The organism is Timaviella obliquedivisa GSE-PSE-MK23-08B, assembly GCA_019358855.1.
Classification (GTDB): domain Bacteria; phylum Cyanobacteriota; class Cyanobacteriia; order Elainellales; family Elainellaceae; genus Timaviella; species Timaviella obliquedivisa.
Genome location: JAHHII010000008.1, coordinates 71753 through 84872, shown reverse-complemented (window position 1 = coordinate 84872; position 13120 = coordinate 71753). Strand labels below are relative to the sequence as shown.

Sequence of the window (13120 nt, the reverse complement as noted above, 5' to 3'; positions counted from 1 at the left end):
AACCGTAAGGGCTAACGTGCCTCATCCCTCTAAAACTTAAAGTAACCGACCATCGGCTCAACCCCATGACTCCCAAAATCTTGAATTCAACCCTCCCCGCTTTAGCCCGTCAAACCCGCGAGGCAGCCCGCAAGCTAGCGGTGCTATCGACAACCGCCCGCAATCAGGCAATTGAGGCGATCGCCCTTGCCCTGGAAGCTGCTGCCCCAAAAATTTTGGCAGCCAATGAAGCCGATTGCCAAACGGCGCTAGCAGAAGGATTGGCAAAACCTTTGTATGGAAGGTTGAAGCTGGATGCTGGCAAGTTACAGGGGGCGATCGCGGGGGTGCGAGACGTAGGGCGATTGGCTGACCCAGTGGGAGTTCGGCAAATTCATCGAGAATTAGCAGAAGGGTTGGTGCTTCAGCGCATCACTTGCCCATTAGGAGTCGTGGGAGTCATTTTTGAATCGCGTCCTGATGCCCTAGTGCAGATTGCGACGCTGGCAGTGAAGTCGGGTAATGGGGTGATCTTGAAAGGCGGCAAAGAAGCTGTGCAGTCTTGTGAAGCATTGACTCAGGCGATTCATCAAGGGCTGGAACAGGCAGGAATTGATCCCGCAGTCGTGCTGCTGCTGACCACACGGGAGGAAACTTTAGAATTGTTGCATTTAGACCAAGATGTGGATTTAATTATTCCACGCGGCTCTAATTCTTTTGTTCGATTTGTGCAAGATAATACGCAAATTCCAGTGTTAGGTCATGCAGAGGGAATTTGTCATTTATATGTTGATCAATCTGCTCAGATTGTTGATGCTGTGGCGATCGCCCTGGATGCAAAAACCCAGTATCCTTCTGCTTGCAACGCAATTGAGACACTCTTAGTACATCGAGCGATCGCTCCACAGTTTCTGGCTCAAGCTGCACCTATTCTGAAAGCGGCAGGTGTCGAGCTAAAGGGCGATGAACGTACCCGTGAATGGCTAAATATTGCTTTAGCAACAGAAATTGACTGGGAAACGGAATACAGTGATTTAATTCTTTCAATTAAAATCGTGAATGATTTAGCAGAGGCGATCGCTCACATTAACACCTATGGTTCGCGCCATACTGAAGCGATCGTGACTGAAGATGCCCAAGCGGCTGCCACCTTTACAGATCAAGTCGATGCCGCAGGGGTATTTCATAATTGCTCAACCCGCTTTGCCGATGGCTTCCGCTACGGCTTTGGGGCAGAAGTTGGGATTAGCACCCAAAAAACGCCGCCCCGTGGCCCCGTTGGGCTAGAAGGACTGGTGACTTACAAATATCAAGTGACGGGTAAAGGTCATGTTGTTTCTGCCTATAGCAGTGAAAAAGGTCAGCCATTTACTCATAAAGATTTGACAGACTTGACACAGACCAGATCATGAAAGACGCAATTTATGTCAACGGTATTCGAGCCTTTGGGCATTTGGGCGTTCTTTTAGAGGAACGCACAATGGGACAGTGGTTTAACGTCGATCTGATGATTCAAGTAGACTTGTCGAAGGCAGGGGCAAGCGATCGCCTTGCTGATACCTATGACTATTGCAACGCCGTTACTGCTATTCAGAGCTACATTCAAACGAGCGAAGTGCAGCTTTTAGAAGCAGCAGCAGAGGCGATCGCAGCGATCGTTTTGACCGCAAATATTGTTCAACAGGTGCAGGTTCGTTTGACCAAACTGGTGCCTCCTATTCCTCACTTTAGTGGAACGATCGTTATAGAGATTACCCGTTCACTTAGGGATGGGGGAGTGTTGAGGAAATAGTATTCTGTGCGCAAACCTAAAAAAGGAGGCAAAAGTATTACTTTTGCCTCCTTTTTTAGGTTTGAACGATACCCCCAGGGGAATTCGAATCCCCGTCGCCTCCGTGAAAGGGAGGTGTCCTAGGCCTCTAGACGATGGGGGCTGGTGCTTTGGTCGTCTTGATGTGTGCTTTGTAGCCTTAACTAAGGTAACGAATAGCGGTGACCTCTGTCAACTACTCGGCGCTAAATTTGTGGGGGCATGAAAAGAGGTAGGGGCAATGGGAGCGGTGGGAACAGAATTTTTTTGGTGGAGCAGTTGCACCATGTAGTGAATTAACCAGCCCGCGATCGCCAAGCCCACAAACGCCATCACCATTGAGACTGTATCGGGCAACCACTCTGGCATGATCAACTGATCGACCATCGTAGGTTTGGCATCTTTAGAAACGCTGAGGGCGGCAACTGGCTGCCGATCGCCGTGATTAACCGCAGCCGTAGCAGCCACGCCATGGGCAGTTCGGAACTGTTGAATTTTTTGAATTACGGCGATCGGGCGCGACCCGCTGCGGCTCCATTGCAGTAAGGCTTCACCTGTGATGCCACATAAGTTCACCTCAGGAATTTCGTAGAGGCGCTGCAACAGCGAACGGTCTTTGGTGACTAGAACGACCATACTGGCCTGAAACGTTTGGGAAAGACCGTATGCTGCTCGCCCTACTGCCAGAGAAACTCTGGCTCGGCGTGTGAGAGATTGACCTGAACCCATTTTGAGGGCGGCATGGTGCGCGTTGGCTTGAGTGACGTTCCAATTGCTAGTGGTGTGAAAACGGTGAAAGTCTTTGGCGATGCGCTCCAAATCAGGGTCAGGAGAGCGATCGAACATCATCTTCATCTCCTCATAAACCACTTGAGGAAGGTAGCAACTGCCCACCCGTGCAAACTCTCGCCATTCGCTGCAAGAAGCCGCAGACAGAGCGCTGACATCAAACACCAAGATTATTGAGGGAATCGCCGCCATAGATTTCATCTCCGAAATTAACCACCAATACCCAGCCGACCTGCTAAACCCGGTGTGAGAGGAAGTAGCGTCGCCGCCATCAAAAACAAGACCAGTAGACCTAGAGCCGCCCGAGTATCGTTGGGTTCAACCAGTTCATTTAAAGCAGGGCGCTCTAAATTCCGTTGCAAAACCAGAATCACGATCGCCCAATAAAGCGCTAACGGATTCGCCAAGGTGACAATTCCTAGCACAATCAACGTTGCCACCGTCGTTCTGCCGGCTGTTTTGCGCCCGTAGATAGACTGAACAATGCGTCCTCCATCTAGCTGTCCTGCGGGCATTAGGTTAATGGCAGTCATTACCAACCCCAACCAGCCAATGACAACCAGGGGATGAATGCTAACCACAGGCTGTTGCAAGGCAGAACCCAAAACGACCCGTGCCAATGTGCCCACTAAAATTGAGCCTTGAAAGAACTCCGCCGGAATTTGAAATAGGCTGGTCGGGGTGGACAGCACCAAGCCCGCTACTAGCATACCCAAGGCAAGCAGTCCACCTGCCGCTGGCCCCGAAAAAGCAATATCAAACAGGGCTGAACGATTGGGCAACAAGCTTTGAAACCGAGTTAATGCACCAAAAGAGCCAATCTGTATAGCGGGAATAAAAAAGGGTGGACTGAGGCGAACTTGCTGCTGGCGAGCAGCCCAGCGCCGCCCGAGTTCATAAGCCGCCAAAATTAGCAGAATACCCGCACTGATGGGCAATACTTCCAAATATCGCTCGGTTTGGTTAAAAAAGTCAAAGCCTTTCAAAATGCCTGCGGTTTCCAGGCTGCTGGCGATCGTGGCTAGCCCTAGCACTCCTGCAAGCAAAGCTTGAGTCAGGGTGGTTGGCTTCGGATCGTTGCTACTAGGCAACACGACGACCACAGGTTTTCTATCCTCACCCTCCACTAAAAATAGACGGTAGCGATCGCCTAATCGGGTTTGGAGCATTGCCGACAACTGCTCATAGCTAGCGTGCGGATCTCCCCGCAAATTTCCTCTAAAAATTACGCCATCTTGGTAAGGAATCGTTTCGGTAGCAAAGAACGTGTCAATACCAAAAATGCCTCGTACTAGCTGCACATCTTCAGCGGGCATAGCAATGGCTTCAGCCAGTTCTGGAGAAGGCGTTTGGAGAACTGGAGCGGGTTCTATAGAAATTTTGGACACATCTGGCGAAGCAGATGAATCGGTAGGAGATTGGCTGGCGATCGCCCGTAACTGCCGCCCCAGAACGATGTAAACAACCGTTGAAGCGACGAGCAGGAACAAGACTGCGGCTAAGTTCATGTAAATTCCAGCAGCCGATAACCCGAAAAACAGTAGCCAAGGCAACATCAGCACCACCGACTGAAGCCAAGCCAAAAGCCCCAACTTGCCCATAGGCTGAGCGCGATACAAGCCCCAACCCAGTATTCCTAACGCCACCAACAAAATCAGAACAGTAATCATGGTCAAAATCCCTTTGTCTTCTCACTAGAGACAGTGCTATCGCCAAGACTCTAGCGAGCTTTATCCTATGAATTAATCTATCATCCGTGTTTTACTGCACAGAGAGAAGGGGCGACAGGGAAGACTCATTGTCTTCTCTCTTCGCCCCTTTGCTGAAATTAAATAATTTAGTGGCTTGACACGAGCTTGATTCAGTCAAGAATTTCTATTCCTGGCGGTACAGAGCAGGTCAAGAATCGTAAATTCTTGCTTCTAAAGCATTTGGATTTTCTTCGCAGTACTCTTCAAAGGGGGTCTTTTTTTGCTGCGGAACTTCGGCTTTTTGGTGGGCAGCTTCGGCATGGAGTTCTTCTACTTCGTCCCAGGCAACCGCACATTCAGGGGAATTGGTGCCTTTGCTAGCACAAACTTCACGGGCACGGGCGATCGCTTCTTGAATGCGTTGTTCAAGCACTACTTCCTTAGGTCGCTCGACAAAGTCGCCTTTGGTCAAAATATCGGTAATCGAAATAACCCCTAAAAGCTCGCCCTTAATGACAGGAGCACGGCGAATGCGGGTATTGGCAAACAAGCGAGCAACGTATTCTACGCCCAGGTCGGGATTGACCACAATGCAGGGCTTGGTCATAATTTCATAAACTCTGACCCGCTTTGGGTCGGTGCCAAAAGCAGTCACTTTGTAAACAATGTCTGTTTCGGTCACCATGCCATAGGCATCTTGATCATGGCGGCGATCGACAATGAGCGCCCGCAATCCGTTTTCTTTCATCAGTTGTACGGCTTCTGCAACGGTTGCAGATCCCCGGATTTTGACCACGTTTTTGGTCATAATGTCCGCCGCTTTCAGCATAGTTTCCTCTCAATCACAGCAGCTTTACATTTTCCCGCATTTTGGGGGCACTACAGATTTTATTGAGCAGATTTCTGCTATGGACCTGCCCGTTATACCCATCGATTCATGAACTTAGGACGCTGGTAAGGCACAAACAGCCAGGTGATAGCAACTTTGGCGAGGGGCAGAGGTAAAAGCCCAACCCAAAGGAACCACAGGCTATAGGCTAGTTTTTTATTTTGGCTGAACTGCGAGTATTTCCAAAGCGATCGCATTCCCCAATAAATTAACTGCAGGGGGTGATCGGCAGGGATAGGATGATCAACGGGGTCAAGCCGAAGGGACGCAATGCGCGACCACAGGTGACCATGAAATCTTAAGTCAAAATCAGAGGGAAGAGGCAGCCCTAGCTCGTTGGCTTTTTGAGCAAGCAAGTTACGGCTTTGCAGGTCGTGGTGAACAAAGCGATGAAAGCGATCGCCATTCACAGTCGTTAATGCCCATTGGTTAGTGGTATGAATCCGGTAGGCAGCTAGTGTCTCTTGAATTGCCCCTACTTCTCCATAGAACGGAATGAGGTTAGATAAATAATCATCTGCGATCGTGCGGTAGTCAGTAGGAATAGGCATAACCTGAGCGAGGGCTTGGCGGCTCAAGGCATTGCCGCTGGTAGAAACACCCGTGTAAGTTCCTTCTTCCAATAAGGTGCGCCACAATTCCCCTTGGGCAAGGAGTTGACCGTGAGGAGGTGCGGCTGTGCCTAAAGGCTGACCTTCAGCATCGACCACTTCAAGACGATAGTGAATTTTGGCGAAATTGGGTTGCCATCTCGAAACAATTTGTTTGATCGCGTAGGGAGCAAGGTAATCGTCAGAGTCTAGAAAAAGAATAATTTCGCCGTTGCTAGCAGCAAAGCCACTGTTAAAGGCTGCACCTTGTTTGCCGTTCTCTTGAAAGACGGAAATCAGGCGATCGCCATAGCTTTGAATAATCGACCGGGATTGATCGGTAGAGCCATCATCAACCACAATTACCTCAACATGAGGATAGGTTTGGGATAAGGCGCTATCGATTGCTTGAACAAGGAAGCGATCGTAATTATAGTTGTTAATAATAATGCTGACGAGCAAGAGTCTATACCTCCACTGAACGAAATCGATGAATAATTTTCTCCACTAGGCGCTTACGCTCTTCAGGATAAAGGAGGATTTCTGTGAATGATTTAGCCTTAGAGGCAGGTATCACTGACATTACTAAAAACCAGAATATAAACAAACATCGACCACGCAAGCGCATATGGGGCGAAATGAATGCAGCAATACAACCTTTAAGACACAGCAAGAGCAGGCGATCGGCGGGTAATGGATGGTTATGTGGATCGAGCTTTAAAGAGGTGACTCTGGTTTTGAGGTAGGCAATTTCCCAGGCTCCAATATTTTGTAGGGGAGGCGAGTAAAGCTGATTGAACAGAGCTTTCTGGCGATCGCGGGTTTCTAAATTAACCTGCAAGTTGCGGCGGAGACGTTCTGGTTCTTCCATACTCTGAATGGGTTTACAAAAGTTGTTGTTGCCATGGATTCGATACAGTGCGCCTACTTGATGCAAGGAAACAACTTTGCCTAATAAAGGGACTAAGTTGTTAATATATTCGTCTGCCACAATGCGGTATTCGGTTTCAGGCATGGGCAAAAGACGATGGAGTGCTGCTGCTGAGAACGCATTGCCACTCGTGGGAGGACAGCCATAGGAATGAAACTTGACAATGTGCGATCGCAAGTTACCACTAGGCATGTAACGGCTTTCGGGAATAATTTTTGCAGTTTTACGACTATCACCGTCAATCACTTGCAACTGATATTGCACTTTAGCAACATCAGGTTGTTGCTGAAAAGCTTCGACAACTTGTTGGGCAATCTGAGGCAACAGCACATCATCACTATCAAGAAAAATGATAATTTCACCTTGGCTAATCGCAAAGCCAGCATTAAAGGCAGAAGCTTGTCCACCGTTTTCCTTTAAAACAGGAATGATGCGATCGCCGTAACGGGCAATTATTTCGCGGGAGCAATCGGTAGAACCATCATCGACCACAATCACTTCGGTAAAGAGATAGGTTTGATCCAGGGCGCTAGCGATCGCTTCATCAAGAAAGCGATCGTAGTTGTAATTATTGATAATGATGCTGACCCTAGAATTTATTTTTATAGACATGGCTAACAAGGTATGTTCTAGTGCAAATTTTTCAGACCAAACTTGTAAAACCCAACTTGACAAAGTAATACATCGATTTCCAACCCACCGCAAATTTTTCTGGGTAAGAAGCCATGGCAAAATACTGGCGAATCACTTTTTGGTAATCCAAATCATCGCCCTTACTTTTGAAGTAAGTTGCTAACCCTTTAGAAAATAGCTTTTGGCTTAGCTTTGAAAATTCTGGAAATTTAACGCGCATCCAGTACGCCGTCATGAGATACATTTCTGCATAAACTTTTCTTTTTCTAGAAAATCCTTGGGTTGAAAAAGCGTTGCTGGAGTGAATTCTAAAAACGCCTAAGTTTTTTTTAGAAGTACAGCCTGTCTCTAGCCCAACAGCAATGTATTTAATATAAAAATCATTGATGGCTGCACCAGAAAACCCTTTCACTTCGGGCAATGGAAATATTTTCTCAGCTAATTCTCGTGAAAAGCAGAGGTTAGAGGTCGAAGGAGTAAAGTCGGGAATTTGAGCTTTGAGAATATTGTTTCTAAAATCCATCGTTTGAGACGACTGATGAGCATTTTGTAGAGTCGCTCGCTCAAATAAAATAGAAGCCTCTGTGTCAATAATTTCTGTCGATTGGCTTGCCATTGACTCATGGAAAACCCAATTAATATGGGTTTGTGCTTGAAACAAATCAACAACTTCCGCTACTTTATGGGGCAGAAACAAATCATCAGCATCAAGCAGGCAAATAATTTCACCAAGGCTGGCTGCAAAACCCGCGTTGAGGGCAGAGGCTTGTCCGCCATTGTCTTTTAAAATTGGGATAATGCGATCGCCATAGTTCGCAATGATTTCTGGAGAGCAATCAGTAGAGCCATCATCAACCACAATTACTTCAGTATGAGGATAGGTTTGATTGAGCGCACTGGCGATCGCAGCATCTAAAAACTGACCATAGTTATAGTTATTGATCAGAATGCTAACTAGAGGTGATTTTGAAAACATTGCTAATTTAACTCCAAACAGAATTCCAGAAGAACTAGCCCAGTCTTGCCTTTAATTTTGGCAAAATCTCGTTCGGATGCCGAAAGAAATATTCAACGCTCTGACGAACTCGCAATCCCTCAAATTTGACTGCTACTTGCATTCGTTGAGCCCACGGAAGTTGCTTGCGATAAGTACGCATGACGCGACGCAAGCGAGGTTGATTGCCACCGTTATGACAGTCGGTAACTGTTTTAGTTCCAGCAATTTGACGATAGTTTCCCCAAGTTTCATCAACATACCTGACAGTTGCTTTTTGCACTGCCTTTAAAAGAAAATCAATGTCCATCGCATAATGTTCATCAACACAGTAGAGTCCAATCTTTTGGTGCAGTGAAGCATGATAAAAATATGCGGAAGGATTAATCGGAAAGGGGTTAATATCCATTCCTAAAAGTAATTCTTTAAACTGTAATTTTGTAGGTTTATTGATTCCGCCAAGACGTCCAGCATCATCCCAAACATTGCAGTTCCCCACGAGTAAGCTAGGTTCTGGAAGATGTTCAAATAGTTCATTAATGTGGTTAAGAACATTTGGCTCATAGTAATCATCCACATTTAACATAGCGATGATTTTGCCTTTAGCCATACTAATGCCTTTATTCATCGCATCAGATTGTCCGCGATCTGGTTCTGAAACCCATCGAATGTGAGAGTATTGGGCGGCATAGCGCTGAATAATTTCTACAGTGCGATCGCTCGAACCCCCATCGATTATGAGGTGCTCAATGTCTGGGCAGGCTTGATCAAGCACCACATGAATGCAAGATTCGATAAAGCGATCGCCATTATAGACAGGGGTAATCACACTAATCATGGTTCACCAATGTAAGAGCAGAGAGCATCGGTGTGGTGCTCAATGACGCAGATAAAATCAGGGGCAATTCAACTTAATGAAGCCCACACGCATCAGAATTAAAAGACCGTACCGCTTAGATTGATGCCTGGTCTTATGTTATTCTTCTACTGTTTACAGACACATCAGGATCAAATAGTAGATCAACGCACACAGATCAACGTAAACAGATCGACGTAAACTTGACCCGGAACTTTCTAAGCCCCTACAAATATCCGTGCTCTGCTAAAAAGCCATCGGTCACGCCACTCATTGTCTGGAGCGAGGCTAGAGGTTCTGCTGCGGGTTGTCCTAGACGCAAAAACTTTTCTACATATTTACCCAACACATCCCCTTCTAAATTGACAGGGCTACCCGGCTGTAAGTATCGCAGATTAGTCTCGGCATAGGTCAAGGGAATGACAGCAACTTTAAACCAGCTTCCGACTGAGTTACAGGTGGCGATCGTCAAACTCACGCCGTTCACGGCAATACTCCCCTTGGAGACAACGTATCGGGCAACCTTAGCGTCATCCACCTGAAAGCTCATTTCCCAAGAGTTCTCAGTTTGCACCGAAGCTTCCAGGTAACCTACCCCATCAATATGTCCGGTAACAAAGTGCCCACCGAGTTTACTGCCCACCTTTAGAGAAGGCTCCAGGTTGACACAAATTTCCCCTGAGTCACGATTGAGCGTAGTGCGGCTCAAGGTTTCAGGCGACACCGCTGCCACAAATCCTCTTGTCTGAATTTCGGTAACGGTCAGACAAATGCCATCCACCGCGACGCTATCGCCTAATTCCAAACCCTCTAAAATCACTCCGGGCAAATGTCCTGTGCAGACAACTTGGGCTAAGTTATGCCCTAAAAGGCGAAGCGTTGCCGTAGTGCGAATCAGTCCTGTAAACATACATTTCTTAATAATTCTTTTAAGTCAGGGAACCACTAGATTTCTTAGATATAACCTGGTCAATCTTCGTTTGCCTACAGGAATCATTCGCAATAGACAAGGATTCTTGCAAATCACTTGAAAAATTGTGTATCATTCTCAATAAGACTACATTGTTGAGATTATCAATGGGGCACCATTATTGAGAAAGGAGTCTTCGGGTTATGTATAGTACATCCTCACTCAAAGCTGAACTCAACGAACGGGGTTGGCGGATGACCCCTCAGCGAGAAACAATTCTACAGGTTTTCCAGAACTTACCAGAAGGCAGACATCTGAGTGCAGAGGATTTGCACATCCTTCTTAATGAGCAAGGAGAAGTTATTAGCTTATCGACAATTTACCGCAACCTCAAGCTCATGTCACGAATGGGCATTTTGAGAGAATTAGAGTTGGCAGAGGGTCACAAGCATTACGAAATCAATCAACCTTCGCCCCATCATCACCATCATTTGATCTGTGTCCGCTGCAATAAAACCATTGAGTTTAGAAATGATGCTGTTCTGAAAACCGGAGCAAAGACAGCGCAGAAGGAGGGCTACCACTTGTTAGATTGCCAAATGACAATCCACGCAATTTGCCCAGGGTGTCAGCGATCGCTTCTCCCAGCGTACTAACTTTACGTTCAGCGATCGGCAGTCAAAATTCGCAGGATAGTTTGGGCATCATCAAGTTCGCCGACAATGCGTTTAATGGGAACAGGCCACACTCGCATTAGCGTTGGCGTAGCAGTAACCTGATCGGCTTCAGCCAAGTCAGGATGCTTTTGCACATCAATCACCTTCAGCGTATAAGGTTGGTGCAAAGACTTATCCAGGAGGTTGTGGAGTTTACGCAAAATTCTTTCTGTACCACTGCCGCTCCCTGCGACAAATAAACGAAGAACGTAGCCTTGAGGGGAAACTTCTGGAATCATAGGCGACCACGCGGCGGTAATTCTGCCCGGCTCTGGAGGCATTGGCTCAACTTTTTCATAGCGAATCACGAGGTCATGATCTTCCCAAAGCTGAGGAAATTGCTTTTGATAGGTGCTGATGACGGCTAAGTCGCATACTTCTTCAGTATCGGCAGGATGCCAGGTTAACGCTTCGCCAAAAAGCACATTTAGTAAGGCTTGGTGACGCAGAACAAAAGGGGCAGCTTCTGCCACTGTTCTGCAAGTTTGAGTTTTAGGATCGAGCCACCGATCGAAGGTTGCAGCGTAGCAGGGCACCAAAAAATGAGGCGGTTCAGATAGCCCTAAAACTTCTTGAAAGACTGAGCAAAGCTGCAAATGCCAGCGGCTTTGCTTGGAGCGATCGATACAATACACCAGGTCGCCCCCAGGGGTGAACAGAGCAATCCCCTTGAATATCTCTGATAGGTTAGGAGAGTGAATGAAGCCTTCGATCGGAGAACCGTTAAGCATTGACGTGACTGCCTGATCAAGATAGGCTACCCTTTGTATCAGACTGTTTTACCACAAATTTAACTCTCCCAAATCTGAACCAGGATAGAGGTGTAAATTGCGCCTCCATCCTAATTTAGTTAAAAAATGGTTGGTTAAAAAATGGCTATTTTTAGACGCGACCGCGTAAAATTTGAGCCATTTCATTAGGTTTGGGCGACATTTCTAGTGCCGTTTCCTCAGTGATACGTCCGTCTTCGTAGAGCTTATATAGTGACTGGTTCATGGTACACATGCCATCGAAGGTGCATCGAGGGATAAGGGCTTCGATTTCTTCAATGTCGCCTCGACGGATGTAGTCTTTGATCGCGTCGGTGTTGATCAAAATATCGTGGAATGCCGCGCGTTTGCCATCAGTAGTGCGGCACAGCCCTTGCGAAATGACTCCAACTAGAGATTCAGCGATCGCTACCCGCATGGGTTCCTGTTGATCAGGTTCGTACAGGTTAAGAATCCGCTCAATAGTCTTGACGGCGCTGTTAGTGTGCAGTGTGCCCATAACTAAGTGTCCGGTTTGAGCCGCCTTAAGAGCCGTATTCACCGTTTCCTTATCCCGCATTTCTCCAATTAGAATAATGTCTGGATCTTCCCGCAAAGAAGCTTTGAGAGCATTATCAAACTTTTTAGTGTGAATGCCTACTTCTCGCTGTTTGACCAAAGATTTGCGGCTTTGGTGAACAAACTCAATCGGATCTTCAATCGTGATAATGTTTTTCGGCATCTCATGATTAATGTAATCAATCATAGCCGCCATGGTGGTGGACTTTCCTGAACCTGTCGGCCCGGTTACTAGAATTAGTCCTTTGTGATAGTGACAGATATCTCTGAAGACTATTGGTAGGCTTAGCTGCTCCATCGTCAAAATTTTCAAGGGAATCAATCGCATGACCATTGCCGGACCTCTCATGCTGTCAAAAACATTGATTCGCACCCGTGCGAACTCGTACTGGGTAGCGCCGTCGTACTCTAAATTGTCCTGGAATTTTTGAATATCTTCCTCGCTCAGGATTTCTCCAAGCCAACTAAAGAAAGTGTCTCTATCAGTTACTGGGTAGTCCGTCACATCAATTTCGCCCCGGTTACGAAAGCGAGGCACTTCGCCAACACCCGTATGCACATCAGAAAATCCTTTGTCATAGGCTTCGCGGACAAGCTGTGCCATAGTCGGGCTACCAGCGCTAGGCTTGCTCTGACCCACATGGCCGAGGGGAGGAGGAGCAGGACGAGGATTTGCCGGAGGCGCAGCGGGTCGAGTCGCGGGGGGTGCACCGGGAGGGGCGATCGGGCTAGTTGCAAAGCTAGAGTTGACTGTGGTGACCGCTGAGGCAACCGTCGCTACTGTTGAGGCAGGTGCAGCAGGGGTTGCAGCCGCTCTTGCCGTCCCAGGAGGCAAGGGCGGCATCATGTCGGTGACATCGTTGGAGGTCGTTGCCCGTGGCGGCGGCGGCGGCGGCATCCGAAAAGCAGGGGGATTGTTGGGCAAATGTTGTGTGTCAGTCATAGACCCTGTGATTGGCGAGAGAGCAGTTTCAGGATGGGGCGATCTCTACGAGTTACCCGCA

General features: G+C 47.4%; 13 protein-coding genes and 1 tRNA gene. 3 read left to right on the top strand and 11 right to left on the bottom strand.

Annotated features, from left to right (window positions below):
- Positions 1-65: 65 nt before the first annotated feature.
- Positions 66-1391, top strand: coding sequence for a glutamate-5-semialdehyde dehydrogenase (locus tag KME11_15105; protein ID MBW4516536.1), 1326 nt, complete (start codon positions 66-68; stop codon positions 1389-1391).
- Entirely contained in the window at positions 1388-1771 is a 384-nt protein-coding gene (folB, locus tag KME11_15100) for a dihydroneopterin aldolase (GenBank protein ID MBW4516535.1), read from the top strand. Before KME11_15105 ends, folB begins: the two co-directional genes overlap by 4 nt.
- A 69-nt stretch (positions 1772-1840) precedes the next feature.
- Here folB and KME11_15095 read toward each other — a convergent pair.
- The 9 genes from KME11_15095 to ribE all read right to left on the bottom strand — a co-directional run bounded on the left by KME11_15095 (position 1841) and on the right by ribE (position 10072).
- Positions 1841-1913 (bottom strand) — tRNA-Glu (locus KME11_15095).
- Between the two features lie 68 nt (positions 1914-1981).
- Complete coding sequence (locus tag KME11_15090) at positions 1982-2770, bottom strand: hypothetical protein (protein MBW4516534.1); 789 nt, start codon at positions 2768-2770, stop codon at positions 1982-1984.
- Between the two features lie 17 nt (positions 2771-2787).
- The gene (locus KME11_15085; protein MBW4516533.1) at positions 2788-4248 is read right to left on the bottom strand and encodes a site-2 protease family protein; all 1461 of its coding nucleotides are present in this window, start codon (positions 4246-4248) and stop codon (positions 2788-2790) included.
- A 229-nt stretch (positions 4249-4477) separates the two neighbouring features.
- Positions 4478-5098 (bottom strand): CBS domain-containing protein, encoded by a 621-nt coding sequence (locus KME11_15080; protein MBW4516532.1) that lies wholly within the window; start codon positions 5096-5098, stop codon positions 4478-4480.
- A 92-nt stretch (positions 5099-5190) separates the two neighbouring features.
- Positions 5191-6210, bottom strand: coding sequence for a glycosyltransferase (locus KME11_15075; protein ID MBW4516531.1), 1020 nt, complete (start codon positions 6208-6210; stop codon positions 5191-5193).
- A 4-nt stretch (positions 6211-6214) separates the two neighbouring features.
- Positions 6215-7291 carry a glycosyltransferase gene (locus tag KME11_15070; protein ID MBW4516530.1) on the bottom strand — a complete coding sequence of 359 codons (1077 nt, stop codon included), beginning with the start codon at positions 7289-7291 and terminating at the stop codon, positions 6215-6217.
- Positions 7292-7322: 31 nt separating this feature from the next.
- Positions 7323-8288 (bottom strand): glycosyltransferase, encoded by a 966-nt coding sequence (locus KME11_15065; protein MBW4516529.1) that lies wholly within the window; start codon positions 8286-8288, stop codon positions 7323-7325.
- 34 nt (positions 8289-8322) lie between these two features.
- On the bottom strand, positions 8323-9144 hold the full coding sequence (locus KME11_15060; protein ID MBW4516528.1) for a glycosyltransferase: 822 nt from the start codon (positions 9142-9144) through the stop codon (positions 8323-8325).
- Positions 9145-9388: 244 nt separating this feature from the next.
- Complete coding sequence (ribE, locus tag KME11_15055; GenBank protein MBW4516527.1) at positions 9389-10072, bottom strand: riboflavin synthase; 684 nt, start codon at positions 10070-10072, stop codon at positions 9389-9391.
- 203 nt (positions 10073-10275) lie between these two features.
- On the opposite strand from ribE, the gene KME11_15050 reads away from it, so the two are divergent.
- A complete protein-coding gene (locus KME11_15050) occupies positions 10276-10728 on the top strand; it encodes a transcriptional repressor (GenBank protein MBW4516526.1) in 453 nt (150 codons plus the stop codon).
- An 8-nt stretch (positions 10729-10736) separates the two neighbouring features.
- On the opposite strand, the gene KME11_15045 is transcribed toward KME11_15050, so the two are convergent.
- Complete coding sequence (locus KME11_15045; protein MBW4516525.1) at positions 10737-11519, bottom strand: circadian clock KaiB family protein; 783 nt, start codon at positions 11517-11519, stop codon at positions 10737-10739.
- Positions 11520-11670: 151 nt separating this feature from the next.
- Positions 11671-13059, bottom strand: a complete 1389-nt coding sequence (locus KME11_15040) for a type IV pilus twitching motility protein PilT (protein ID MBW4516524.1) — start codon at positions 13057-13059, stop codon at positions 11671-11673.
- Positions 13060-13120: the final 61 nt, after the last annotated feature.

Bases quoted from the DNA above. Each gene is read 5' to 3' on its own strand.
- KME11_15105 (MBW4516536.1), top strand. From the start codon at position 66: ATGACTCCCAAAATCTTGAATTCAACCCTCCCCGCTTTAGCCCGTCAA.
- folB (MBW4516535.1), top strand. From the start codon at position 1,388: ATGAAAGACGCAATTTATGTCAACGGTATTCGAGCCTTTGGGCATTTG.
- KME11_15090 (MBW4516534.1), bottom strand. From the start codon at position 2,770: ATGGCGGCGATTCCCTCAATAATCTTGGTGTTTGATGTCAGCGCTCTG.
- KME11_15085 (MBW4516533.1), bottom strand. From the start codon at position 4,248: ATGATTACTGTTCTGATTTTGTTGGTGGCGTTAGGAATACTGGGTTGG.
- KME11_15080 (MBW4516532.1), bottom strand. From the start codon at position 5,098: ATGCTGAAAGCGGCGGACATTATGACCAAAAACGTGGTCAAAATCCGG.
- KME11_15070 (MBW4516530.1), bottom strand. From the start codon at position 7,291: ATGTCTATAAAAATAAATTCTAGGGTCAGCATCATTATCAATAATTAC.
- KME11_15065 (MBW4516529.1), bottom strand. From the start codon at position 8,288: ATGTTTTCAAAATCACCTCTAGTTAGCATTCTGATCAATAACTATAAC.
- KME11_15060 (MBW4516528.1), bottom strand. From the start codon at position 9,144: ATGATTAGTGTGATTACCCCTGTCTATAATGGCGATCGCTTTATCGAA.
- ribE (MBW4516527.1), bottom strand. From the start codon at position 10,072: ATGTTTACAGGACTGATTCGCACTACGGCAACGCTTCGCCTTTTAGGG.
- KME11_15050 (MBW4516526.1), top strand. From the start codon at position 10,276: ATGTATAGTACATCCTCACTCAAAGCTGAACTCAACGAACGGGGTTGG.
- KME11_15045 (MBW4516525.1), bottom strand. From the start codon at position 11,519: ATGCTTAACGGTTCTCCGATCGAAGGCTTCATTCACTCTCCTAACCTA.
- KME11_15040 (MBW4516524.1), bottom strand. From the start codon at position 13,059: ATGACTGACACACAACATTTGCCCAACAATCCCCCTGCTTTTCGGATG.